The organism is Bacillus thuringiensis (assembly GCF_001595725.1).
GTDB lineage: Bacteria > Bacillota > Bacilli > Bacillales > Bacillaceae_G > Bacillus_A > Bacillus_A thuringiensis_K.
In genome coordinates this window covers 3,525,091-3,550,212 of record NZ_CP014282.1, presented here as the reverse complement: position 1 = coordinate 3,550,212, position 25,122 = coordinate 3,525,091, and the positions used below count along the sequence as shown (strand labels likewise).

The following is a 25,122-nucleotide window of genomic DNA, read 5'->3' as shown; positions in this document are numbered from 1 at the left end:
CTCTCTTTTTATTACAAAAAAATAGGTTAACAATTGAATATTGATGTTTTTTAGTAAAAGATGTAATGAATTGTGAATTTTTTGTAACAAAAAAGTAACACTGTAATTTTTTCTGGAAAAAGTTCTTGCGCTCGTATATGAAAAATATATGAACACCATTGGAAATTGTATTAGAAATACATTTTATTAATATGGGAATTTATGTTACAACTCGTTAATCGTATATTACGAATGCTTTGTAATTGTGTGATTTCCGAAAATTCTAAAAATCTGTTGCTATAATAAAAATACGAAAACAAAGCAAATGGAGGCTATTCATGAAAAAATTATTAGGTATAGCAACAGCAGCAGTTTTTGGTCTTGGGATTTTTGCGGGTTCTGCTAAAGCGGAAACAATTGTAACAACAGACGTATTAAATGTTAGAGAAAACCCAAATGTAGAGTCAAAGCTTGTAGGTAAAGTGTTAAGTGGGAATACACTAGATGTTATAAATACAGAAAATGGATGGACAAAAATTAAGTTGAACGGTAAGGAAGCGTTTGTAAGTGCTGAGTTTACAAAGAGCACATATTATGTAACGGCGGGTGTATTAAATGTTCGTGCTGGAGCGAATACTGATTCTGAAATTTTAGGTAAACTTAATAAAGATGATGTGATTGAAACGACGAATCATGTTCAAAATGAATGGTTACAATTCGACTACAATGGAAAAGTCGGATATGTTCACGTGCCATTTTTAACAGGAACGGCACCTGTAATTGAAAAGAAAGAGGTTGTAGCTCAAGAAGAAGCGCCAGCTAGAACAAATACGCCGGTTAAAAATAATACAGTAGTTAAGAATAAAGAGTCTATTAAGAAGGTAGAATCAAGTAAACCTGTGGTAAAAGAAAAACCGGCTGCAAAACCAGTTGCAAAATCTACTGAAACAAGTGCGCCTGCTGGTGGTCGTGAAATTACGGTAGAAGCGACGGCATATACAGCAGATCCGAGTGAGAATGGTTCGTATGGTGGTCGTGTATTAACTGCAATGGGGCATGATTTAACAGCAAATCCAAATATGAAAGTAATTGCTGTTGATCCGAAAGTAATTCCGCTTGGATCAAAAGTATGGGTAGAAGGGTATGGAGAAGCGATTGCTGGAGACACTGGTGGTGCGATTAAAGGAAATCGTATTGATGTATTGGTCGGTTCAGATGGTAGTGCTAATAGCTGGGGGCGCAAATCTGTAAAAGTGAAAGTTATACAATAGGTTATCGATATTAATATAAAAAGCGGTTGCTTGAATTTATGTAAGCAACCGCTTTTTATGGGTTATTGAAAAGGATAAATAGTTTTACCTGTAATAATTTTATATGCACTGCAAAATTGCGTTTGTATATATTCTGTATTTTCATTTTCTGGATGTAATGTTGTTTCATGGAGAGTAGAATGAAAAGCCCGTAGTAAACAATTTAGGGCGAAGTATAACTCCTCTTGTGAACAATTTTGTTCTTTTGTAGAAGTAGCTAAAATGAGGTCTTTTGTCAAAGATGAAAAATTGATGGTGGATTGTTTCATAGTTAACTCATCCTCTCGAAACTATTTTTATCATGTATATGCAGAATTGGACAAACTATGTTCTTTTTATATATAATTTCATGTACCAAAATGAAAGAACTTGCAATCATGCCGTTAAAATTGGTAAGATTGGGTATAATCAATAGATGGAGTATATTACATAAAGAGAGTTGAATGATATGGGAGAAGTGCAACGTGAAAAAGTTGCTGTCATCATTGGACCAACTGCTGTTGGAAAGACAAAGTTAAGTATCGATCTTGCTAAAGCGTTGAACGGTGAAATTATTAGTGGTGATTCCATGCAGATCTATCGAACGATGGATATTGGAACTGCAAAGGTAACAAAAGCAGAGATGGACGGAATTCCACATTATATGGTCGATATAAAAAATCCGGAAGATTCATTTTCTGTCGCGGAATTTCAAGAACGTGTTCGCAAGCATATTCGAGAAATTACAGAACGTGGTAAATTACCAATTATAGTTGGTGGGACCGGTCTTTATATACAATCTGTTTTATTCGATTATCAGTTTACAGATGATGCTGGTGATGTGATATACCGAGAGCAAATGGAAAAGTTAGCTTTAGAACGCGGTGTGGAATATGTACATAAAAAATTGCAAGAAGTAGATCCAGAAAGTGCGGAGCGTATTCATGCAAATAATGCACGACGTGTCATTCGGGCGTTAGAAATTTTCCACACGACGGGTGAAAAAATGAGTGACCAAATTGAGAAACAAGAAAAAGAGTTACTCTATGATGTTTCATTAATTGGCTTGACAATGGATCGAGAAATGCTATACGATCGCATTAACTTACGAGTGGATTTGATGATGGAACAAGGCCTATTAGAGGAAGTAGAAGGGCTGTATAATAGAGGGATACGAGATTGTCAATCTATTCAAGCTATTGGATATAAAGAAATCTATGATTATTTTGAGAATCGAGCCTCTTTAGAAGATGCGGTATCACAATTAAAGACGAATTCGCGTCGTTATGCAAAACGTCAATTAACGTGGTTCCGTAATAAAATGGACGTCACGTGGTTTGATGTTACAGACGGTGAAAAAACGTCAGAAATTTTACGATACATAGAAGGAAAGTTACAAGTAAAGTCGAATAATAGTAAGTAGAGAAAAAGAGGAGGATTCGACATGAAGCAATCAATCAATATTCAAGATCAGTTTTTAAATCAACTCCGTAAAGAAAATACGTTTGTTACGCTGTACTTATTAAATGGTTTCCAGCTTCGTGGACTAATTAAAGGATTTGATAATTTTACAGTCCTGCTGGAAACAGAAGGTAAGCAACAGCTTATTTATAAACATGCAATTTCTACATTTGTACCACAAAAAAATGTTTCAATTGAATTAGAATAGTAATGAATTATTGTACATAACAAAAAAGAGCGAGTTTCCTCGCTCTTTTTTTATTTGTCATAAACAATATATAGTGAAATTTAAGCGATTCTAAATACAGTAAGGCGGATGTTAGTGTTTCCTGTTGCAGGGATCGTAATCTCATTAAGAGTAGATTGGACAGAGATTCTTGCATCAGCTGCTAATGTTTCGATTGTAGTAAATGAAAGTGAGTCGCCTATTAAATTTGAAGAGAAATTATCAGTTGCGACTGCCCCATTAATTGAAATGCCTACTCCAAGAGGAGCGCATCCTGGCGCAGTTGTAGAAATAGATACGCTAATTACATAAATACCACCGTTGACAACTGTAACTGTATCTGTGCCATTAAAGATAATATTGTTTACGTTAATTGCAGTATTGAAAATAAAGTTATTAAATTGTAGTACTGTTTGTTGAATATTGTTTGTTACAACAATTGTTGCTACAGGGAAACTAGGTCCAGTAGGCCCAGTAGGTCCGGTAACTCCTATACCAGTCGCGCCCGTTGGCCCTTGAACACCTTGAGGTCCAGTAGCACCAACAGGTCCTTGAACACCTTGAGGTCCAGTGGCACCGGTAGCACCCGTGTTACCTTGAACACCTTGAACCAACAGGTCCTTGAACACCTTGAGGTCCAGGCACCGGTAGCACCCGTGTTACCTTGAACACCTTGAGGTCCAGTGCACCCGTGTTACCTTGAACACCTTGAGGTCCAGTCGCGCCCGTGTTACCTTGAGCACCTTGAGGTCCAGTCGCGCCCGTGTTACCTTGAACACCTTGAGGTCCAGTAGCGCCAGCAGGTCCTTGAGCACCCTGAGGTCCAGTAGCACCCGTGTTACCTTGAGGTCCCTGAGGTCCAGTAGGTCCCTGAGGCCCACCAGAAGGTCCGGTAGGTCCAGTAACTCCTATACCAGTCGCGCCCGTTGGCCCTTGAATACCCTGAGGTCCAGTGGCACCGGTAGCACCCGTGTTACCTTGAACACCTTGAGTCCAGTGTAGCACCCGTACCTTCCTTGAGGTCCAACCAGTAGCACCCGTGACCTTGAACACCTTGAGGTCCAGGCCCGTGTTACCTTGAACACCTTGAGGTCCAGTCGCGCCCGTGTTACCTTGAGCACCTTGAGGTCCAGTCGCGCCCGTGTTACCTTGAGCACCTTGAGGTCCAGTCGCGCCAGTAGCACCCGTGTTACCTTGAACACCTTGAGGTCCAGTAGCACCGGTAGCACCCGTGTTACCTTGAACACCTTTGTAGCACCCGTGTTACCTTGAACACCTTGAGGTCCAGTGGCACCGGTAGCACCCGTGTTACCTTGAGCACCTTGAGGTCCAGTAGCGCCAGTAGCACCCGTGTTACCTTGAACACCTTGAGGTCCAGTAGCGCCAGTAGCACCCGTGTTACCTTGAGCACCTTGAGGTCCAGTAGCGCCAGTAGCACCAGCAGGTCCTTGAGTACCTTGAGGTCCAGTGGCACCAGTAGCGCCCGTGTTACCTTGAGCACCTTGAGGTCCAGTGCAGTAGCAGTTAGCACCCCAGTGTTACCTTGAACACCTTGAGGTCCAGTGGCACCAGTAGCACCCGTGTTACCTTGAGCACCTTGAGGTCCAGTAGCGCCAGTAGCACCAGCAGGTCCTTGAGTACCTTGAGGTCCAGTGGCACCAGTAGCACCCGTAGCACCCGTGTTACCTTGAACACCTTGAGGTCCAGTGGCACCAGTAGCACCTGTGTTACCTTGAGGCCCCTGAGGTCCAGTAGCGCCAGTAGCACCGGCAGGTCCTTGAGCACCTTGAGGTCCAGTGGCACCGGTAGCACCCGTGTTACCTTGAACACCTTGAGGTCCAGTGGCACCGGTAGCACCGGCAGGTCCTTGAGCACCTTGAGGTCCAGTAGCGCCAGTAGCACCGGCAGGTCCTTGAGCACCTTGAGGTCCAGTGGCACCGGTAGCACCCGTGTTACCTTGAACACCTTGAGGTCCAGTAGCGCCAGTAGCACCCGTGTTACCTTGAACACCTTGAGGTCCAGTGGCACCGGTAGCACCCTCCTTGAGCACCTTGAGGTCCAGTAGCGCCAGTAGCACCCGTGGGTCCACACCGGTAGCACCCGTGTACCTTGAACACCTTGAGGTCCAGTAGCGCCAGTAGCACCCGTGTTACCTTGAGCACCTTGAGGTCCAGTGGCACCGGTAGCACCCGTGTTACCTTGAACACCTTGAGGTGTAGCACCCGTGTTACCTTGAACACCTTGAGGTCCAGTGGCACCGGTAGCCCCCGTGTTACCTTGAATACCTTGAGGTCCAGTGGCCCCAGTAGCCCCCGTGTTACCTTGAGCACCTTGAGGTCCAGTGGCACCCGTGTTACCTTGAGGCCCAGTGGCCCCAGTAGCCCCCGTGTTACCTTGAGCACCTTGAGGTCCAGTGGCACCGGTAGCCCCTGTGTTACCTTGAGGTCCCTGAGATCCAGTGGCGCCAGTAGCCCCCGCGGGTCCTTGAGCGCCCGTATTGCCGGTAGCGCCTGTATTGCCTTGAGGTCCCTGAGATCCAGTGGCGCCAGTAGCCCCCGCAGGTCCTTGAGCGCCCGTATTGCCGGTAGCGCCTGTGTTGCCTTGAGGTCCCTGAGGTCCAGTGGCACCAGTAGCCCCAGTAGCCCCCGCAGGTCCTTGAGCGCCCGTATTGCCGGTAGCGCCTGTGTTGCCTTTGGTCCCTGAGGTCCAGTGGCACCAGTAGCCCCAGTAGCCCCCGCAGGTCCTTGAGCGCCCGTATTGCCGGTAGCGCCGGTAGCGCCTGTGTTGCCTTGGGGTCCCTGAGGTCCCTGAGGTCCCTGAGGTCCAGTGGCACCAGTAGCGCCTGCTGGTCCAGTAGGTCCGGTAGGTCCTTGGATGAACGAAGCAGAATTAACTAGAGCAGTTTGTAATGCTGCTATTAATTTAAGGAGCTCTTGAAGTGTGCAAGGGTCAATTCGGAATAATTTTGTAATGTATAGTAAATAGTTAATGAGATTTTGAAGCTCAATAAATACAGCGCTTGCTACAAAGGTTGGATTTCTTAATATAGTTATTAAGTTTTTAATAATAGCTAACCCTTGTGCTTTCAGGGAGGAAGTAGCGTCTAGTGAACAAATAAATTTACTTAGTAGGTTCAATGTATCGATTAGATCTTCAATATTTTGGGGAGATGGATTGGCGAAAAGTTTTGGGATTATTTTTGTTAAGTCAATAATAATCGCACGAAATGTTCTAAGTTGAGCTTTAGTAATTGGGATTGATGGAGTATTTGGGATTCGTCCGGCGCTACTTGGAAAGCATGGTTTGGAGAATTTGTTTTGATTGTCGTTATAACGAGACATTAAATCTCTCCTTTCTCACGAAAATGTGAACGAAACTCATCATAGTAGATGCAGAAATTAGTTAAATGGTCATAGTAAAATCGTTTGTTTAAAGAAAAAATAGAAAAAACACCTTACAATAAGGCGTTTTTTCTATTTTCTGCGTATTGATAATATCGCTTTAATGAAATTTTTGATTTGAATCCAGCGAGTTTTATAATTTCTGATTCAGGAGTTTCTTTTTTTATTAAGTTTAAAATATAGGTGTTACGAAAATGTTGTCCTGAAATTCCTTTACGTAAATTGGCTCTAGCCACTTCGAGGCGAATCATTTTTTGTATAGCAATTTCCGTTAATGCCTTTGGTGCATCATTTTCATATACCCACCTGTATGTTCCGCGGTTAAAATCGAATGCGACAAATAATGGATCATCACTATGGTATTTAGGGCGAACTGGTTCTGGGATGCTTTTGTAATAATTATATAGTTGTTTTTTGTCTTCTTTTGCTAATGTAATTGTTCTTTCTACACCTGCGGTTGCTGGGATTGACAATGTGTTAGTTTCAAAGTGAACGTGATGCATTGTTAATGCTGTAAGTTCCTGTAAGGATAAACCGTAGTCGATCAATAGATTTAAAATAGCGATATTGCGAGCCATTAATAAAGGGCGCACAGGAAGTTGTTTTTCTGAAAGTCCTTCTAATGAAGTGACTATATACTTTAATCTTTTTTCTTCATCAGGTGAAATGAAATCTTCGTTACGAAGTGTACGGTCTGGTTGAATGGATATTTCCATATTCTTCAATGGATTAGGGATGTTTAGAAAATGATGCATTCTATTTAGTACAATAAATACACGATGCATCGTTTTTTCTGAGTAATGTCGATTCGTTTTTAAATCGGAAAAGTAATCTTCGTAGTCTTTTGTACAAAGTGTAGCCCATATATTACTGGAAGGGAGCTTTTTGTTTTTTTCTAACCAATGTCCGAAGTCTTCAACGTCATAAACATAACGTTTAATAGTTGAGGGTTTTCGGCCTTTATTCAATAAAAAAATAGAAAAGGCTTGTATTGTATCATGGAATTCCGTTGTCTCCATAGTCCCACCACCTTAATTATTTCTTATATTATAGCAAACTTTTCTGAAAATAGGCATTTACAAGGGGGACAGGAATAATAATATTTGGTGAGTGGATAAAATGAGGTGATTGTATGGAACAATCGATGCGAAAGAAAAACAACAATCAAATTAATATTGTGTTAAACCATCGAAAGAAAATTTCTTTGCCAGCCGCAGAAAATAAAACGGTAATTTCAAATGAAACTGCAATTAAACATGAAATGCTGCAGAGAATTGAAGAAGAGATGGGGAAGCTTGTTGGGATGGATGATATAAAAAAGATAATAAAAGAAATATATGCTTGGATTTATGTGAATAAAAAAAGACAAGAGAAGGGATTGAAGTCTGAGAAGCAAGTACTTCATATGCTGTTTAAAGGGAATCCGGGTACAGGGAAGACAACTGTTGCTAGAATGATAGGAAAATTGCTGTTTGAGATGAATATTCTATCAAAAGGGCACTTGGTTGAAGCTGAACGTGCTGATCTTGTAGGAGAGTACATCGGCCATACAGCTCAAAAAACAAGAGATTTAATAAAAAAAGCAATGGGAGGTATTTTGTTTATTGATGAGGCGTATTCTTTAGCTCGAGGAGGAGAGAAGGATTTTGGAAAAGAAGCAATTGATACGCTTGTAAAACATATGGAAGATAAACAACATGGTTTTGTATTGATTTTAGCTGGATATTCAAGAGAAATGAATCACTTTCTTTCATTAAATCCAGGGCTGCAATCTCGTTTTCCATTTATTATTGAATTTGCGGATTACTCGGTAAATCAGCTATTGGAAATTGGGAAGAGAATGTATGAAGGTCGTGAATATCAGTTATCAAAAGAAGCTGAATGGAAATTTAGGGATCATTTACATGCGGTGAAGTATTCGTCGCAAATTACATCGTTTAGTAATGGGCGGTATGTACGGAATATTGTTGAAAAATCAATTCGTACACAGGCGATGCGGTTGTTGCAAGAAGATGCATATGATAAAAATGATTTAATTGGAATATCGAGTATGGATTTGATGCTCGAAGAGGAGACGCACAGTACATAAACTGTGCGTCGATTTTTGTGTATAAGTTCGTTTACTCTTTTTTGGCTTTTTCTTGGTGTGTTTTATGGAAGTGTTCCATTTTAGCGCTCTTTTCGTGTGCTGAATTAGGATCGTGTCCAAATTGATTTACTGAGCTTTTTTGAGCTCCTTTATTAACGTGGTTTGTCATTTGTATTCACCTCACTTTAAAAATTAGTATAAACATTATATAAAGAAAAAATCGTTAGAAAAGAAAAACCTCTTTACGATATGTAAAGAGGTTAGAGTGCTATTTATGCATTGAACGTTCTTTCGTTTCGATACGTCTGTGCGGTAAATGCCATTTGTAATGAATAGAAACCATGCGGAAGCAAACAATTAAAATGAATAGAATGTAAAGAGCCCAATCGCTAACAATAATTTGAGCTCCAATTAAGAAACCTGCTAAAATTGTCCAAAAGGCATATACTTCAGCTCGAAGAACGAGAGGTTTTCTGCGGGCTAAAAGATCGCGAATGATACCGCCGCCGATACCAGTTAAAACAGCTGCTACAATTGTGGCGCTAATTGGTAAATTTAATTTTTGGGCATATAATGCTCCTTGTACAGCAAATGCCGATAAGCCAATAGCGTCAGTGATATTTTCCCACTTTTTCCAATGTCTAATTAACTTATTTGGAAAAAGAAAAATAATAGTCATTGATAAAAGTGCGATTTGGAATAACATGTCTTGTTGCCAAAACGCGACAATCGGATAACCGATTAATAAATTACGAAGGGCACCTCCCCCAAATGCGGTTGCCATTCCTAAAATATACACCCCGAAAATATCATAATCCTCTTCCATTGCAACAATGGCTCCGCTTAGTGCGAAAGCGATTGTGCCTATGATGCTAAAAATCTCCCATGCCATGAATTTTCTCCCCCGCTAACTAGATGAAATGTGCTTCCTCTGCTATTATATTAGAAGGTTTAAATTTCGAAAAGGATGAGTGAACATATTTGATGGAAGAAAAAGAAAAAGTCATATTAGTAGGCTGTCAATTGCCACAAGATGATGATGAAAAATTTATGCATTCCATGAAAGAGCTTGCATCACTAGCGAAGACTGCACGAGCAGAATTGTTAGTGTCAACAACGCAAAAACGACCAAAGTTTCATCCGGCAACTTACATAGGTAAAGGGAAATTAGAAGAGCTTACAATGTTAACTGAAGAGTTAGAGCCGGATGTTATTGTATTTAATAATGAATTAACGCCGAGTCAAATTCGGAATTTATCCTCAGTATTAGATGCGAGAGTAATTGATCGAACGCAACTAATACTGGATATTTTTGCGCAACGTGCGAAGTCGAGGGAAGGTAAGCTTCAAGTAGAATTAGCTCAGTTGCAATATACAATGCCGCGTCTTATGGGGCAAGGATTGTCCTTATCACGTCTTGGTGGTGGTATTGGAACAAGAGGACCGGGTGAGACGAAATTAGAGACGGATCGTCGTCATATTCGATCGCGTATTGATGAAATAAAGAAACAACTTGCAGTTGTTGTGGAACATCGAAAAAGATATCGTGAGAGAAGAAAAGATAATAAAGTATTTCAAGTGTCATTAATAGGGTATACAAATGCAGGGAAATCGACACTGTTTAATAGATTAACGGAAGCTGATACGTTTGAAGAAAACCTTCTGTTTGCAACATTAGACCCAACGACAAGGAAGATGCCGTTACCTTCTGGTTATACAGTATTACTAACTGATACTGTTGGTTTTATACAAGATTTACCCACTTCATTAATCGCTGCATTTCGTTCAACACTGGAAGAAGCGGGGGAAGCAGATGTCATTTTACATGTAGTTGATTCCGCGGATCCTAACTACATAGGGCATGAAAAAACAGTAAAAAGATTATTATCAGAACTTGAAATTAACCATATTCCTGTTATTACGTTATATAATAAAAAAGATGAATTACATCAAAACTTTATTCCGTTTCCGAAAAGTGATTTCTTAATGACTAGTGCTTTTGAAGAAAGTGATTTATTGCGTATAAAAGAAGCGATAGAAACGAAGATGAAGAAAGAAATGGATCGTTATCGAGTGGAAATCCCTCCGAGTGAAGGTAAGTTGTTAACGCTTTTAAAGACGGAAACTCTATTAGCAAAGATGGAGTTTCTAGAAGATAAATTTGTATATGATTGTGCAGGGTATATTTTTGCTCATTCATCACTTAATGTGCAATTAAAGAGATTTTTAGTGGAAGAAGGAGACAATAAAAATGTTTGATCGTTTGAAAAATGGAGAAAAAATTGCTCCAATCGTAAAAGAAGTAGAGAGTCAGATTACAGAAGTACATAAACGTGCGGATGAAGTAATTGAAAGCAATCAGTTTCGTGTATTAGAAAGTTTTCGTAAACATAAAATTAGTGACTCGCATTTTATCCCGACAACAGGTTATGGTTATGATGATATTGGCCGTGATACGTTAGAAAAAGTATATGCTGATGTATTTGGGGCGGAAGCTGGACTTGTTCGTCCGCAAATTATTTCAGGTACTCACGCTATCTCTACAGCGTTATTTGGTATTTTACGCCCCGGAGATGAGTTATTGTATATCACTGGGAAACCGTATGATACGTTAGAAGAAATTGTTGGTGTACGTGGGAAAGGTGTAGGTTCATTTAAAGAATATAATATCGGTTACAATGCAGTTCCGCTAACTGAAGCTGGGCTTGTTGATTTTGAGGCTGTTGCAGCAGCGATTCATAATAATACGAAAATGATCGGTATTCAGCGCTCGAAAGGTTATGCTACTCGTCCGTCGTTTACTATTTCTCAAATTAAAGAGATGATCGCGTTTGTTAAAGAAATTAAACCTGATGTTGTTGTGTTTGTAGATAACTGTTATGGCGAGTTTATTGAAGAGCAAGAGCCATGTCATGTTGGTGCAGATTTAATGGCGGGTTCGCTTATTAAAAACCCGGGCGGCGGAATTGTTAAAACTGGTGGTTATATTGTCGGGAAAGAACAGTATGTTGAAGCGTGTGCATATCGTTTAACATCTCCGGGAATTGGCGCTGAAGCTGGAGCGTCTTTATACAGTCTGCAAGAAATGTATCAAGGGTTCTTCTTAGCGCCACATGTTGCAGGACAAGCGCTGAAAGGTGCAATTTTTACAGCTGCGTTTTTAGAAAAGTTAGGAATGAACACGTCACCAGCGTGGAATGCACCAAGAACAGACTTAATTCAATCTGTTCAATTTGATGATAAAGACCGTATGATTGCCTTCTGCCAAGCGATTCAATATGCATCTCCAATTAATTCGCATTTTACTCCGTATGCAAACTATATGCCAGGTTATGAAGATGATGTAATTATGGCTGCGGGAACATTTATTCAAGGTGCAAGTATTGAATTGTCTGCTGATGGTCCAATTAGACCGCCATATGTTGCGTATGTGCAAGGTGGCTTAACGTATTCGCATGTTAAAATTGCGATTTGTTCTGCGATTGACGAATTGATTGAAAAGAATTTATTAACAATTTCTTAAAGGGAAGCTGTCGATTTCGGCAGCTTTTTTCGTATAAAAGTAATGATTTATGCGATTAGAAAAAAGAGTGAAAAAATTCATGAAAAAATTTATAAAAAATCATGTAAGAAAAGCTAACATCTATTGACACTAAACATAACATAGTATAAAATGAGAAGCAGTTAAGGCGAAGGAGGAACTGAAAAATGAAAGAAGATAGACGTTCTGCCCCGCTGTTTCCTATTGGTATTGTTATGGATTTAACACAATTGTCTGCACGTCAAATTCGCTACTATGAAGAGCATAATCTTGTTTCTCCAACCCGTACAAAGGGGAATCGTAGATTATTTTCATTTAACGATGTAGATAAGTTGTTAGAAATTAAAGATTTGTTAGATCAAGGCTTGAATATGGCTGGTATTAAACAAGTGTTACTAATGAAAGAAAATCAAACAGAAGCAGTGAAAGTAAAAGAAGAAACGAAAGAAATTTCAAAAACTGAGCTTCGCAAAATACTTCGAGACGAACTACAACATACAGGTAGATTCAATCGAACTTCATTGCGACAAGGTGACATTTCAAGATTTTTTCACTAAAGATAACTGATTCTGAAGGCGATTAGAGGGACTAAGGAGGAATTTATAATGTCTAGATACACAAAAGAAGATATTTTCCGTTTGGCGAAAGAAGAGAATGTAAAGTATATCCGTTTACAATTTACGGACCTTTTAGGGGTAATTAAAAACGTAGAGATTCCAGTGAGACAATTAACGAAAGCTCTTGATAACAAAATGATGTTCGATGGATCTTCGATTGAAGGTTTCGTACGTATTGAAGAATCTGATATGTATTTATATCCTGATTTAGACACTTGGGTAATTTTCCCTTGGACAGCTGAAAAAGGTAAAGTAGCTCGACTAATCTGTGATATTTACAATGCAGATGGCACTCCATTTGATGGAGACCCACGTAACAACTTAAAACGTGTGTTAAAAGAAATGGAAGCTTTAGGATTTTCAGACTTCAATCTTGGACCAGAGCCAGAATTCTTCCTATTTAAGGTTGATGAAAAAGGAAATCCAACATTAGAACTAAACGATAACGGTGGATACTTCGACCTTGCGCCGATGGATCTAGGGGAAAACTGTCGTCGTGATATCGTTCTTGAACTTGAAGAAATGGGATTTGAAATTGAAGCATCTCACCATGAGGTTGCTCCAGGGCAGCACGAAATTGACTTTAAATATGCAAATGCAATTCGCTCATGTGATGACATTCAAACATTCAAACTTGTTGTAAAAACAATTGCTCGTAAACATGGTTTACACGCAACGTTTATGCCAAAACCACTATACGGTGTGAACGGTTCAGGTATGCACTGTAACTTATCATTATTTAAAAATGGTGAGAACGTATTCTTTGATGCAAACGGTGACTTACAGTTAAGTGATGATGCTCGTCACTTCATCGCAGGTATTTTAAAACATGCACCAGCATTTACAGCGATAGCAAACCCAACTGTAAACTCATACAAACGTCTAGTACCTGGATATGAAGCGCCTTGTTACGTAGCATGGTCTGCACAAAACCGTAGCCCGTTAGTACGTATCCCTGCATCTCGTGGTATTAGTACACGCGTAGAAGTACGTAGTGTTGACCCAGCTGCAAACCCATATTTAGTAATGGCTACATTATTAGCTGCAGGTCTTGATGGAATTAAAAACAAATTAACTCCACCAGCAGCAGTAGATCGTAACATCTATGTAATGACAAAAGAAGAGCGCGAAGAAGCAGGTATTGTTGACTTACCAGCAACATTAGCGCAAGCATTAGTTACATTACAATCTAATGAAGTAGTATGCGGTGCACTAGGAGAACACTTACTTGAGCACTTCATCGAAGCGAAAGAGATTGAGTGGGATATATTTAGAACACAAGTTCACCAATGGGAACGCGATCAATATATGTCTCTATACTAAGAGGATTAAACCCTTGATACAACTGGTATTAAGGGTTTTTGATTTACCTCTCATCACAACGTTATGTGGTTGCAAAATGAAAAACAGCCACAAAAAACACCAAAAAAAATTCTACTCTAAAACATTACTCATATACTTTTCAAATTCAGAAATAGAGTCTTTATTGATTTTATCACTAATATGTGAATAGACATTGGAAGTCATTTCGATACTTTTATGACCTAATCGTTCTTGTATATATTTTAAGTTAGCGCCTGATTCTAATAACAAAACAGCATGCGTATGTCTTAGAGAATGGATATCAAGACTAGATATGTTAACCTTTTTCAAAATTCTTGAAAAGGCATTAAATAAAGTTGATTTTGGTAAGAAATTACCGTCTGTTCGGGTGAAAACTAAATCTAAATCATGTTTATAACTTTCTTGTAATACTAATTTATTTTCATTTTGCCATTTCTTATGGTTTAACAAATCTTTAGCGAGTGGAGCTGGAATCATAATTGTTCGTCTGGATGAAAATGTTTTTGTATCACCGAATAGTTCTTCATCATCTTTAGTTGTAAAATCTAATGTCTTTGTAATATTTATCGTTTGTTCTTTAAAATCAATATCACTCCATTGAAGTGCGGCAGCTTCACCTTTTCGCATTCCAGTATTGATAAGTGTCTTAAAAAAGATATAATAGATATAATTATATTGATAAGATGCTTTTAAGAATCGTGGAATGTCTTCTGTACGCATATACTTGAGACCTTCCTCTTTTTTTTGATTTTTATTTGAGATTACAACATCATCACAAGGATTTGTGAAGTGAACCCCGAAAACGGGACACCAATCAAAACACCTAAACCACTTGTTCCCTAAATTCTTTAGGGGATAGGTGGTTTAATTTTTCTTGAATTCGCACACAATTGTAGTAATGAATGTATTCTAGCACAATCTTTCGCACAGTTGTGTTGGATACTTTTGTTATCTCTTGTGAATAGAAGGCTTCACTTTTTAAATGACCAAAGAAGCTTTCCATGACGGCATTATCATGGCAATTTCCTCTTCGGGACATGCTGGTGATCATGCCGTTTTCTTTGGCATATGCTTGAAATTCCTTCGCTGTATAAATACTTCCTTGATCTGAGTGAAGAAGGACATCTTTTACTTTTCGCCCCCTCATTGCTTGTTTTAATGTCTTCATTGCTAATGGCAGTGTTTGTGATTCGCTGATGACACAACTAATAATTTCACGATTAAAGGCATCCATAATCGTTGATAAATACAAGGTACGCTCTCCAAATAAGAGATACGTCACATCCGTAAACCACTTTTCATTTGGTCTGGATGCATCGAATTGGCGCTCCAATCGATGAGGGGCTACCATTGGCTCCGCACCATTGATATATTTCTTTTTCTTTCGACGTACTTTTGAAAGAATGTGATTTTGTCTCATGATTCGTAATACTTTTTTATGATTTACACACAGCCCCATTTTCCGAAGAGTTGCGGTCACTCTTCGATATCCATATCGTAATTTATGCCGAAGACAAACATCCTTTATTTTCTCTTCTATCTCATCTCTTAGGTCCACTGTTCGTTGTAACCAACGATAAAATGTAGACCGGGGTAATCTAATACATTACACAATTCTTTTACCGTTAGTTTTGTTCTTAAATGGTTCCATAAAGTAACTACAGTTTCCGGGTTCAACTCCTTTCGATTTCCAGATACTTTCCCCATATCAGTAATTTTGTTTTTAACTGTTTATTTTCTAACCGTAGCTGTTCCAATTCATTTAACTCTTTTGGCCCTTTTCCATAAGAATATTATTTTCCTACAGGTTGTTGAAAACGGTACGTTTGACCGGTACGATACCACTTCATCCACGTCTTAATTTGGGAAACATTTTTAATTCCAAGCTTCTCCATAATTGTCCGATTGGAATATCCATCCTTTTTCATTTCAATCACTTTCCACTTTACTTCTTCTGGGTAATGAACTCTTGTCTTCAAACGAAAAACACCTCCAATGAATTTGCATACTTAGTATGCGAATTCAGAAGGTGTTTTTTTCATGTACCACTACTCGGGTTCACTTCAAAGTATTGGGGCTTTTTCTCATTAGCTATAGTGAATAAGGTGTGGTGGATTCTTCAAGAGGAAAGAGTGAATGAAGTTTAATATTAATGTAAATGAAATGAAACCTTGAATGCTGCTCAGTTATAACGCAGTCTTATTCAGAATTTCGTTAGTTCATTTTCTAAATTTAGGGAATAAATATAGCTTAGTACCTTGCAATAAATAATACTAAGTGGTATATTATGGATAAAGTAGGTACCGTGTATTGAACAGTACTGAGATAGGGAAGGAGGATGGCGCTTGAACGTTCAGTTTAAAAAAGGTGTGCTTGAACTTTGTGTATTAGCACTTGTAAAACGTAAAGATAGTTACGGTTATGAACTTGTTCAGCAAATTTCTAATAAATTTTTAATATCGGAAGGGTCAGTATACCCTTTATTACGTCGTTTGACGAAAGAAGGGTATTTTCAAACGTATTTAAAGGAATCTACGGAAGGGCCACCTCGTAAATATTATCAATTAACAGAGCAAGGGGAGACGCAATTTCATTTGTTAGTAACAGAATGGCGTGATTTTGCGAAAGGGGTACAAGAAATTATTGAAGGGGTGGAATGGGATGAGTAAAGAAGGGTTTCTTAAAGAATTATCAAGTTATCTTAGAAAGTTACCAGAGGAAGAGAGGCAAGATATTTTATTGGATTATGAAGAGCACTTTCAGTTTGGACTAGAAGAAGGGAAAACTGAATCGGAAATAATACAGGGCCTTGGTTCTCCAAAAGTAATCGCGAAAGAATTACTTGCGATGTATCGCTTTGATGAAATGAAAAAAAATCCATCGACTTCAAATGTGACAAGAGCTGTTATGGCAGCGATTGGACTTAGTTTGTTTAATTTTATTATTGTGTTAGGCCCGTTAGTCGCAATTATTGCTTTTATATTTTCTTTTTGGATCGGTGGTATTGCTAGTGTAGTAACACCATTTTTCGTTATTGGAAAAGTATTTATGGGTACTTTTATATGGTTGGATCTTTTCGTTAGTATAACGTTTGTTGGAGTAGGTTTATTGTTATGTATTATCGCTTTTTATAGTACAAAGTGGTTTAAGAGATTGTGTGTACGATATGTAATATGGAACTTCAAAATGATAAAAGGAGAGTAAATGATGAAAAAACTATTTTTAATCGCTATCGCTTGTATCATTATTGGAGTAATAGGAATTTCCCAAACATATGAAAAAGCAGTACAGACTGCTGAAAAAGGCGATAAAGAAAATGTAATTAAAAACGAAACATTAAAAAATATAGAAGTTAAGTTAGATGCCGGGGATATTATTGTCCAAAAATCTCCTGACTCTTCTTTTTATGTAAAGCAATCGGGAGATGTACGTAAACAAGAGATTCGTATCGCAGAAGATGGTGACACATTAAAAGTTATTGGGGAAAGAGAAAAAGGTGCTTCATTTGATTTTTCTTTTTACGATTTTAGGTTTCAAACGTCTAAATTGACTCTCCTTGTGCCCGAACGCTCTTACCAAGATGTAAAAGTAAATTCATCTGCTGGACAAATCGAAATGAGTGATGTGAAAAGTGATAGCGTAAGTGTTAGAACACTTGCTGGAGAAGTAGAGTTGAAACAAGTAACGGCTAAGAATGTGGAGGGATCGACAAAAGCTGGTGAGGTGAACTTTAAGAAGGTATTAGGGAAAGTGACCGCAAAAACAACAAGTGGGGAAATAAATATTCAAGATCATGATTCTAAGTATAATCTAGAAGCAAGTTCAACTGCGGGAGATATAGATATTACTTTATCGGAAAAACCACAAGATGCGGTAATTACTGGGCAAAGTGCTGCGGGAGATGTAACAATTTTTAATGAAGAAAATAAAAATGTAACAATTGGAAATGGTAGTAAAAAGATTAGCGGTAAAACGGCTGCTGGAGATGTGACAATTGAAACTCGTTAATAAGAAATAGAATGCATGGAAATCTATCAAAATACAAAAAGAAGATAATTACCGTATGTAAATAAGGTAATTATCTTCTTTTTATTATTTTTAATGTAAATCACGATATACGCCAATTACTTTCCCGATAACTGACACTTGTTTTAAAATGATAGGTTCTAACGAAGAATTTTCTGGTTGTAGACGGAAATGGTCTTTTTCTTTATAGAAACGTTTAACAGTTGCTTCGTTATCTTCTGTTAAAGCGACTACAATTTCACCATTATATGCAGACTGTTGTTGGCGAACAACAACTAAATCTCCATCGAAAATACCAGCTTCAATCATACTATCTCCAGAAATACGTAACATGAACACTTGGTCTGCTCCAGCAACAATACTAGCTGGAAGTGGGAAATGTTCCTCTACGCTTTCGACCGCCGTAATTGGTAAACCAGCAGTAACTTTTCCGACAATTGGAACTTGAATAACAGATTGTGTTTCCGTATCCATTCGGTCTTCGCCTAAAATTTCAATGGCACGTGGTTTTGTTGGATCGCGTCGAATGTATCCTTTTTCTTCTAATCGTGATAAATGTCCGTGCACTGTAGAACTAGAAGCGAGGCCGACTGCTTGACCAATTTCACGTACGGAAGGTGGATATCCTTTTTCTTGTACTTTTAGCTTAATAAAGTCGAGAATGTCTTGCTGGCGTTTCGTTAACTTTTCCATGTTTTCTAACACCTCGTTTTCTTTCATTTTTCTTATTAATAAGTATAACATGTGAAAAAACATTCTACAAACATAAGTTCGAACAAATGGCGGATTTATGTTACACTATAGGGAAATAATAGGGAGAAAGAGGGGTTCAAAATGAATGCAATTATTTATGCACGTGTGAGTACAACGAAAGAAGCGCAAGAAACATCATTGTTACGTCAAAAAGATGAATTATTGCATTTAGCTGAGCGCTATCAAATGAATGTTACTAAGGTGATTGAAGAGCAGGCTAGTGGATATACAATTGAACGTGACGGTATATTAGAGGTGTTGGATACAATTCGAGACGAACAAATTGATGTGTTACTTATACAAGATGAAACGCGCCTTGGTAGAGGAAATGCGAAGATCGCATTAATGCATTGCTTACATAAAGAAGGCATAAAAGTATATACGCATACACATAATGGTGAATTACAATTATCGGATTCTGATTCGATGGTATTAGATATTATTGGTATTGTTGAAGAATATCAAAGAAAGATTCATAACTTGAAAATTAAACGAGGCATGCAACGTGCAGTAGAAAAAAGGTTATCGTCCAGAAAATAATTTAAAAAATCGTCATTTAAGTGTAGGAAGAGAGAAAAAAGAAGTGCCAATTGAGGAAATTGTACGTTTGCGAAAAAGTGAACTCACGTTTGAAGAAATCGCAGCAACATTACGTGGATTTGGGTCATAATGTTTCAAAGGCGACTGTACATCGTAGATATGTAGAGTATACGAAGCAATTGCTTGATAAAGAAGAGTAACTATTGTATGATAATAATCAGTTTTGATTAGAAGGGGGATTCGAGATGATTAATCACGAACTCGTTGAACGCATTAACTTCTTAGCGAAAAAAGCAAAAGCTGAAGGTTTAACTGAAGAAGAGCAACGTGAGCGTCAATCGCTACGTGAACAATATTTAAAAGGATTTCGTCAAAATATGTTAAACGAACTTAAAGGTATTAAAGTTGTTAACGAAGAAGGTACAGATGTTACACCGACGAAATTAAAAGCTTTAAAAAAGCAAGATAATGCAAAATTAAATTAAAAGATGGGCGAAGCCCATCTTTTTTATTTGTAAAAATCGTTATTTAATAACTTTCCAGTTGTTATTAACAGTTGCTTCTATCGTTTTATGTTCCAATATATAATTAGCGATAAGTTCAGACATATCTGTGGGGATATCTTTTACTACCGGTTTGTTTTGAAACATAAAAAAATTTCCCCCGCCACTTGCACGATAATTATTCATTACAACGTCATATTCTTCATTCATATTAAGAGGAGCACTGTTATGCTGTAAAGATTCTACTCTTTCACCAATTGGTTTTGAAATGTTTAATACGTATGAAATCCCTTCCCACATATCATAATTATAATGTTGTGGCTTTGGTTCTATGTAGATAGGACTTACGGTGATTGATCCATCTGTTTTTAATGTGAAATAAGAAGCAGAGAGTTCAAGAGCATCTTTTATATCTGCTCCAGTTATTCTAATTACTTTTAATGTGTTTGGATAAATATAATTAGAAACGATATCACGCATTGTTACATGTTCAGGGAAACCTGGAGATGTATTATGGAACAAACTTGTACAAGAAATTGATACATTAGCTATATTCATCTGTATTTTATTTATGAATTCGATAAAAGGATGATCATGCAAACGAGTTTGCATAGCATCTGAAATTTGCATGTCCCCCTGAATGATTCCAATAGGTTGATCAAGCCACTTTTGTGTTTTCTCTTCGTAATCGGCTACCAATGAAAGTACATCTTGGTCCGCCTCAACTCCTTGTACAGATAATAATTCAGAAGAACTCTCTTTTTTCACCCATTTATGTTTTGTTTTTTCGAATGTTATTTTTACTTTTCCAACTGAGTGTCCATTGCATCCGGTCTGTAAAATTGTTACACCGTTAGCCATCGTATGAGAAATTTCTCGGTGTTGATGACCTGTTAGTAAAAGATCTATACCTTCAATTTCATGGCACATTGCATATCCTTGGTTTTCACCTGTTAACACTTCAGTCGGTACCCCGGTTTGTAAATCTCGTTCAACTCCCCCGTGATACGCTACGACTAGTAAATCTGGTTTCTCATGTTTGCGAATGTAAGAAACCCATTCTTTTGTAGTCTTTAATGCATCTTCAAATAGTAAATCTTTAATGTGATGGGGTTGTTCCCAATTGGGAATGTAATGCGTTGTCACCCCTAAAATAGCAATTTTTATATTTGATTCAATATGTTTTATTACATATGGTTTCCCGAAATAAGGTTTTTTACTGTTTTTATCTAAAATATTTGCTGATAGGTACGGGAAGTTCGCAGTAGTCACAGCATTATTTAATATATCCATCCCGTAATTAAATTCATGATTGCCGATAATTGCAGCGTCATACTGTAAGTAATTCGCTAATAAGGACATTGGGTTTTTTTTGTTTTTTTCGTATGTAACATAATGATAAGTAAATGGTGTGCCTTGAATAAAGTCGCCATTATCAATTAAAAGAACGTTTGTATTTTGGGAACGTTCTTTTTTTATAAGAGTAGAAATTTTAGCTAAACCAAGTTCTGCTGGGGAGTTATCTTGGTAGTGAATAGGATAAACAGTGCCATGTATATCGCTTGTTAATAAGATGTTTAAAGTTACAGTTTGATTTTGTTCCAATATGACTCACCTTTTCTATTGTTATCTTCCAATTCATCATATCAAATATGTGAAGAGAATTTTAATGTGAGTGTATAGAATGTGTAAAGATTCTGTAAATAATCAATTATTTGTAAAAATATGTGATATATTTCTTCATGTTTATGAAAGGTTATTTTATAACAATGAAAAATGGAGGCATTAACATGTTGAAAAAAGTTTTTGCAATGGGCACAACAGTTGTACTAGCAGCGGGATTATTAAGTGGCTGCGGGACGGAAGAGTCAAGTGCAAGTAAAAATGAAGATACGAAAAAAGGGTATGTACCGAAGACTTTAAATGTTCAATTTGTTCCTTCTCAAAATGCGGATACGTTAGAGGCGAAGGCAAAACCGCTTGAGAAGCTATTAAGTGATAAGTTGAATATTCCAGTAAAAGTTAGTATTTCAACGAACTACAATACAATTGTAGAAGCGATGGCATCTAAACAAGTAGATGTAGGATTTTTACCGCCAACAGCGTACGTATTAGCACATGAAAAGAAGGCTGCAAATGTAATTTTACAAGCACAACGTTTTGGAGTAGATGATGAAACGGGAGCCCCTACAAAGGATTTAGTAGACTTTTATAAATCTGAGTTTGTTGTTAAAAAAGACTCTAATATAAATAGTGTAAAAGATTTAAAAGGTAAAAAGATTGGTTATCAAGATGTAACATCATCAGCAGGGTATGTATGGCCTGCAGCTGTTCTATTAAAAGAGGGAATTGATCCGTTAAAAGATGTGAAACCTGTTACATTAAAAGGTCACGATCAGTCGCTTATTGCTCTTTTAAATGGTGACGTAGATGCGGCTGTTGTATTCCAAGATGCTCGTAATATTGTAAAAAAAGATTATCCGAATATATTTGATCAAACGAAAATAGTGAAATTTACTGAGAAAATTCCGAACGATACAATTTCTGTACGATCTGATTTAGATGCAGAGTGGAGCAAGAAATTACAAGATGCTTTCATTGAAATTGGAAAGAATGAGGAAGGTCACAAAATCATTAAAGAAGTATATTCACATGAAGGATATGTTAAATCTGATGATAGTAAATTTGATATCGTTCGTGAATATGGGAAGAAAGTAAAAACGCAATAATACATATGGAAATGGCAGCTAGCTGAAAGGGGATGTTTTCAGTTAGTTTGCCGTTTTGAATACATAGAAAGTAGGTAAGATGTGTGATAGAGTTTCGAAATGTTTCCAAAATGTATCCGAATGGCACAAAGGGATTGAATAATATAAATTTAAAGATTCAAAAAGGTGAGTTTATTGTAATGGTCGGATTATCTGGAGCTGGAAAATCTACACTTCTCAGGTCCATAAATCGTCTTCATGAGATTACCGAAGGCGAAATCATGATTGAAGGTGAGTCTATTACTGCTGCAAAAGGAACAGATTTACGACGTATGCGTCGGGATATTGGTATGATCTTTCAAAGTTTTAATCTTGTAAAGCGATCAACAGTATTAAAAAATGTATTAGCTGGTCGTGTTGGATATCATTCCACATTGCGTACAACGTTAGGTTTGTTTCCGAAAGAGGATGTGGAGCTCGCATTTCAAGCGTTAAAAAGAGTGAATATTTTAGAAAAAGCATATGCACGTGCTGATGAATTATCAGGAGGACAACAACAACGTGTATCGATTGCTAGAGCATTGGCGCAAGAAGCGAAAATCATATTGGCAGATGAACCTGTTGCGTCGTTAGATCCACTTACGACAAAGCAAGTATTAGATGACTTAAAGAAAATTAATGAAGATTTTGGAATTACAACAATTGTAAACTTACATTCTATTGATTTAGCTAGGCAATATGCGACGCGTATTATTGGATTACATGCAGGCGAAATTGTTTTTGATGGTTTAGTAGAAGAGGCAACTGATGAAAAGTTTGCTGAAATTTATGGGGACGTAGCTCAGAAAAGCGAATTATTAGAGGTGGCAGTAAAATGAATGACGTGACGATATATTCAAATGAAATACCGAAGCCGCCGAGTAAATTGAAACATATGTTAACGTTTATTTTAGTTATTTTAATGCTGTGGAGTAGTAGTGTACAGGTAGATGCATCATTTTCAAAACTGGTAGATGGTTTTCCAAATATGGTAGATCTATTGAAAGAAATGGTGCCACCTGATTGGAGTTATTTTCAAGTTATTACAACAGTGATGTTAGATACAATACGTATGGCGATTATTGGGACGACTTTAGGGTCGATTTTAGCTATTCCACTGGCACTGTTTGCGGCAAGTAATGTGTTTACTAGTACATTTTTATACAGTCCAGCTCGATTGATTTTAAATTTTATTCGAACGATACCAGATTTATTATTAGCGGCAATTTTCGTAGCTATTTTTGGAATAGGACCACTTCCAGGTATTTTAGCTCTTACTTTTTTCTCAATTGGGCTCGTGGCGAAATTGTTGTATGAGTCAACTGAATCAATTGATCCAGGCCCGTTAGAGGCGATGACAGCAGTAGGAGCAAATAAAGTGCAATGGATTGTTTATGGGGTAATTCCGCAAGTGAAAGCACATTTTGTCTCCTATGTTCTGTATACATTTGAGGTGAACGTACGTGCAGCAGCTGTCTTAGGTTTAGTAGGAGCGGGTGGTATTGGATTATATTATGATCGTACACTTGGATTTTTACAATATCAACAAACTGCATCTATAATTATTTATACCCTTATTGTTGTTTTGTTAATTGACTACATTAGTACATTGTTGCGGGAGAAACTATAATGAATAGAACGACGATGATTGTGCCAAAACCGAAGAAACTGAGTGTATATCGCTGGGTTATTTTTATAGCAATTACATTTGTTTATGTTTGGGCCTTTTCAGGAGTACCATTAGAAGGGATAAAGGACACAGCAGGTGAAATCACGAAAGCAATTATGACAGGGGTATTGAATCCAGACTGGTCGTATGTATCTTTGCCAGATGGTGAAGATTTATTGCATGGATTAATTGATACGTTGGCAATTGCGATATTAGGTACATTTATTTCTGCATTTTTATCTGTTCCGTTTGCCTTTTGGGCGGCAACGAATATGAGTAGTGGAAAATTAACTTCAGGATCTGGAAAATTTGTACTTAGTTTTGTTCGTACGTTTCCTGAATTAGTTATGGCTCTTTTATTTATAAAAGCTGTTGGTCCAGGCTCTTTTGCAGGAGTATTAGCCTTAGGATTACATTCTATTGGAATGTTAGGAAAACTATATTCAGAAGGAATTGAAAACATAGATAAAGGACCCACGGAAGCGTTACTAGCAACAGGAGCAAACCGTTTTCAAATACTTTGGTATGCAGTGTTACCACAAGTGTTACCAGACTTTCTATCGTATACGTTATACAGATTTGAAATTAATGTACGATCCGCTGCGATTTTAGGGGTTATCGGAGCAGGAGGGATTGGTACACCTTTAATTTTTGCGCTGAGTTCACGCAATTGGTCTCGTGTTGGGATTATTTTATTAGGTATTATTTTAATGGTAATTATAATTGATTTGATTTCAAGTTCGATTCGCAAACGGATTGTTTAACTTATTTGAAAAGCATCGAAGTTAGATGCTTTTTATATTTTTAAAAACGTATTTAAAAACGTAAGTATAGAAGAAATTTGTATAAATATACAGATAATTCTCTTTCTTTTTAAAATAAAAATAATGAAAAAGTATGTCATATTGAATACCCATACATTCCCGGAATCATTGAT

Annotated in this window: 22 protein-coding genes and 4 pseudogenes; 17 read left to right on the top strand and 9 right to left on the bottom strand. The window is 37.6% G+C overall.

Features of this window, described 5'->3' with window-relative positions; translation table 11 throughout:
- Positions 1 to 317: 317 nt before the first annotated feature.
- A complete protein-coding gene (entD, locus tag AXW78_RS17590) occupies positions 318 to 1,250 on the top strand; it encodes a cell wall-binding protein EntD (RefSeq protein WP_000734615.1) in 933 nt (310 codons plus the stop codon).
- Positions 1,251 to 1,312: 62 nt separating this feature from the next.
- Here the strand turns inward: entD and AXW78_RS17585 are convergent, their stop codons facing one another.
- Positions 1,313 to 1,558 carry a hypothetical protein gene (locus AXW78_RS17585; protein ID WP_000814428.1) on the bottom strand — a complete coding sequence of 82 codons (246 nt, stop codon included), beginning with the start codon at positions 1,556 to 1,558 and terminating at the stop codon, positions 1,313 to 1,315.
- 179 nt (positions 1,559 to 1,737) lie between these two features.
- Between AXW78_RS17585 and miaA the strand changes: the two genes are divergently transcribed.
- Both miaA and hfq read left to right on the top strand, forming a co-directional pair.
- On the top strand, positions 1,738 to 2,691 hold the full coding sequence (miaA, locus tag AXW78_RS17580; protein ID WP_000504932.1) for a tRNA (adenosine(37)-N6)-dimethylallyltransferase MiaA: 954 nt from the start codon (positions 1,738 to 1,740) through the stop codon (positions 2,689 to 2,691).
- 21 nt (positions 2,692 to 2,712) lie between these two features.
- Positions 2,713 to 2,937, top strand: coding sequence for an RNA chaperone Hfq (gene hfq, locus AXW78_RS17575; protein ID WP_000813896.1), 225 nt, complete (start codon positions 2,713 to 2,715; stop codon positions 2,935 to 2,937).
- An 80-nt stretch (positions 2,938 to 3,017) separates the two neighbouring features.
- On the opposite strand, the pseudogene AXW78_RS34935 reads toward hfq, so the two are convergent.
- Together AXW78_RS34935 and AXW78_RS17565 are read right to left on the bottom strand one after the other, a co-directional pair.
- Positions 3,018 to 6,296: pseudogene (locus AXW78_RS34935) on the bottom strand (Gly-Xaa-Xaa repeat protein).
- Between the two features lie 113 nt (positions 6,297 to 6,409).
- A complete protein-coding gene (locus AXW78_RS17565; RefSeq protein ID WP_000450324.1) occupies positions 6,410 to 7,375 on the bottom strand; it encodes a tyrosine-type recombinase/integrase in 966 nt (321 codons plus the stop codon).
- 113 nt (positions 7,376 to 7,488) lie between these two features.
- Between AXW78_RS17565 and spoVK the strand changes: the two genes are divergently transcribed.
- Positions 7,489 to 8,445, top strand: a complete 957-nt coding sequence (spoVK, locus tag AXW78_RS17560) for a stage V sporulation protein K (RefSeq protein ID WP_061884497.1) — start codon at positions 7,489 to 7,491, stop codon at positions 8,443 to 8,445.
- Positions 8,446 to 8,476: 31 nt separating this feature from the next.
- On the opposite strand, the gene AXW78_RS34465 is transcribed toward spoVK, so the two are convergent.
- On the bottom strand, positions 8,477 to 8,614 hold the full coding sequence (locus AXW78_RS34465) for a hypothetical protein (RefSeq protein WP_000181501.1): 138 nt from the start codon (positions 8,612 to 8,614) through the stop codon (positions 8,477 to 8,479).
- A 99-nt stretch (positions 8,615 to 8,713) separates the two neighbouring features.
- Positions 8,714 to 9,337: a trimeric intracellular cation channel family protein gene (locus AXW78_RS17550; RefSeq protein ID WP_000312267.1), complete on the bottom strand. Its 624-nt coding sequence runs from the start codon at positions 9,335 to 9,337 to the stop codon at positions 8,714 to 8,716.
- Between the two features lie 92 nt (positions 9,338 to 9,429).
- Here AXW78_RS17550 and hflX point away from each other — a divergent pair, with 92 nt between their 5' ends.
- The 4 genes from hflX to glnA all read left to right on the top strand — a co-directional run bounded on the left by hflX (position 9,430) and on the right by glnA (position 13,926).
- Entirely contained in the window at positions 9,430 to 10,704 is a 1,275-nt protein-coding gene (gene hflX / locus AXW78_RS17545; RefSeq protein WP_000391394.1) for a GTPase HflX, read from the top strand.
- Positions 10,697 to 11,968 carry a methionine gamma-lyase family protein gene (locus AXW78_RS17540; RefSeq protein ID WP_000460290.1) on the top strand — a complete coding sequence of 424 codons (1,272 nt, stop codon included), beginning with the start codon at positions 10,697 to 10,699 and terminating at the stop codon, positions 11,966 to 11,968. The genes hflX and AXW78_RS17540 overlap by 8 nt, the downstream gene beginning before the upstream one ends.
- A gap of 185 nt (positions 11,969 to 12,153) precedes the next feature.
- Positions 12,154 to 12,543 (top strand): transcriptional repressor GlnR, encoded by a 390-nt coding sequence (gene glnR, locus AXW78_RS17535; protein ID WP_000656783.1) that lies wholly within the window; start codon positions 12,154 to 12,156, stop codon positions 12,541 to 12,543.
- A gap of 48 nt (positions 12,544 to 12,591) precedes the next feature.
- Entirely contained in the window at positions 12,592 to 13,926 is a 1,335-nt protein-coding gene (glnA, locus tag AXW78_RS17530; protein ID WP_000092763.1) for a type I glutamate--ammonia ligase, read from the top strand.
- Positions 13,927 to 14,037: 111 nt separating this feature from the next.
- Here the strand turns inward: glnA and AXW78_RS17525 are convergent.
- Both AXW78_RS17525 and AXW78_RS17520 read right to left on the bottom strand, forming a co-directional pair.
- Positions 14,038 to 14,730 (bottom strand): annotated as a pseudogene (locus AXW78_RS17525) (site-specific integrase); the annotation flags it as partial.
- Positions 14,731 to 14,770: 40 nt separating this feature from the next.
- A pseudogene (locus AXW78_RS17520) lies at positions 14,771 to 15,926 on the bottom strand (IS3 family transposase).
- A 366-nt stretch (positions 15,927 to 16,292) separates the two neighbouring features.
- Between AXW78_RS17520 and AXW78_RS17510 the strand changes: the two are divergent.
- Genes AXW78_RS17510 through AXW78_RS17500 form a run of 3 tightly spaced genes read left to right on the top strand, consistent with a single transcriptional unit; the run spans position 16,293 to position 17,955 of the window.
- Positions 16,293 to 16,616 (top strand): PadR family transcriptional regulator, encoded by a 324-nt coding sequence (locus AXW78_RS17510; protein ID WP_001102628.1) that lies wholly within the window; start codon positions 16,293 to 16,295, stop codon positions 16,614 to 16,616.
- Positions 16,609 to 17,151, top strand: coding sequence for a DUF1700 domain-containing protein (locus AXW78_RS17505; protein ID WP_000031383.1), 543 nt, complete (start codon positions 16,609 to 16,611; stop codon positions 17,149 to 17,151). Before AXW78_RS17510 ends, AXW78_RS17505 begins: the two co-directional genes overlap by 8 nt.
- The gene (locus AXW78_RS17500) at positions 17,152 to 17,955 is read left to right on the top strand and encodes a DUF4097 family beta strand repeat-containing protein (RefSeq protein WP_000976239.1); all 804 of its coding nucleotides are present in this window, start codon (positions 17,152 to 17,154) and stop codon (positions 17,953 to 17,955) included.
- Positions 17,956 to 18,045: 90 nt separating this feature from the next.
- Here the strand turns inward: AXW78_RS17500 and lexA are convergent, their stop codons facing one another.
- The gene (lexA, locus tag AXW78_RS17495) at positions 18,046 to 18,666 is read right to left on the bottom strand and encodes a transcriptional repressor LexA (RefSeq protein ID WP_000413738.1); all 621 of its coding nucleotides are present in this window, start codon (positions 18,664 to 18,666) and stop codon (positions 18,046 to 18,048) included.
- 141 nt (positions 18,667 to 18,807) lie between these two features.
- Between lexA and AXW78_RS17490 the strand changes: the two are divergent.
- Both AXW78_RS17490 and AXW78_RS17485 read left to right on the top strand, forming a co-directional pair.
- Positions 18,808 to 19,466, top strand: a pseudogene (locus tag AXW78_RS17490) (YneB family resolvase-like protein).
- Between the two features lie 45 nt (positions 19,467 to 19,511).
- Positions 19,512 to 19,751, top strand: a complete 240-nt coding sequence (locus AXW78_RS17485) for a DUF896 domain-containing protein (protein ID WP_000607015.1) — start codon at positions 19,512 to 19,514, stop codon at positions 19,749 to 19,751.
- Positions 19,752 to 19,790: 39 nt separating this feature from the next.
- Here AXW78_RS17485 and AXW78_RS17480 read toward each other — a convergent pair whose 3' ends face one another.
- Positions 19,791 to 21,374: a bifunctional metallophosphatase/5'-nucleotidase gene (locus AXW78_RS17480; protein WP_061884495.1), complete on the bottom strand. Its 1,584-nt coding sequence runs from the start codon at positions 21,372 to 21,374 to the stop codon at positions 19,791 to 19,793.
- Between the two features lie 185 nt (positions 21,375 to 21,559).
- Here AXW78_RS17480 and AXW78_RS17475 point away from each other — a divergent pair, with 185 nt between their 5' ends.
- The 4 genes from AXW78_RS17475 (at position 21,560) to phnE (AXW78_RS17460) (ending at position 24,949) form a co-directional block, all read left to right on the top strand.
- Positions 21,560 to 22,498 carry a phosphate/phosphite/phosphonate ABC transporter substrate-binding protein gene (locus AXW78_RS17475; RefSeq protein ID WP_000915039.1) on the top strand — a complete coding sequence of 313 codons (939 nt, stop codon included), beginning with the start codon at positions 21,560 to 21,562 and terminating at the stop codon, positions 22,496 to 22,498.
- A gap of 83 nt (positions 22,499 to 22,581) precedes the next feature.
- Positions 22,582 to 23,355, top strand: a complete 774-nt coding sequence (gene phnC, locus AXW78_RS17470; protein WP_061884494.1) for a phosphonate ABC transporter ATP-binding protein — start codon at positions 22,582 to 22,584, stop codon at positions 23,353 to 23,355.
- Positions 23,352 to 24,146 (top strand): phosphonate ABC transporter, permease protein PhnE, encoded by a 795-nt coding sequence (gene phnE / locus AXW78_RS17465; RefSeq protein WP_001000777.1) that lies wholly within the window; start codon positions 23,352 to 23,354, stop codon positions 24,144 to 24,146. The genes phnC and phnE (AXW78_RS17465) overlap by 4 nt, the downstream gene beginning before the upstream one ends.
- Positions 24,146 to 24,949, top strand: coding sequence for a phosphonate ABC transporter, permease protein PhnE (phnE, locus tag AXW78_RS17460; protein ID WP_001082385.1), 804 nt, complete (start codon positions 24,146 to 24,148; stop codon positions 24,947 to 24,949). Before phnE (AXW78_RS17465) ends, phnE (AXW78_RS17460) begins: the two co-directional genes overlap by 1 nt.
- Positions 24,950 to 25,122: the final 173 nt, after the last annotated feature.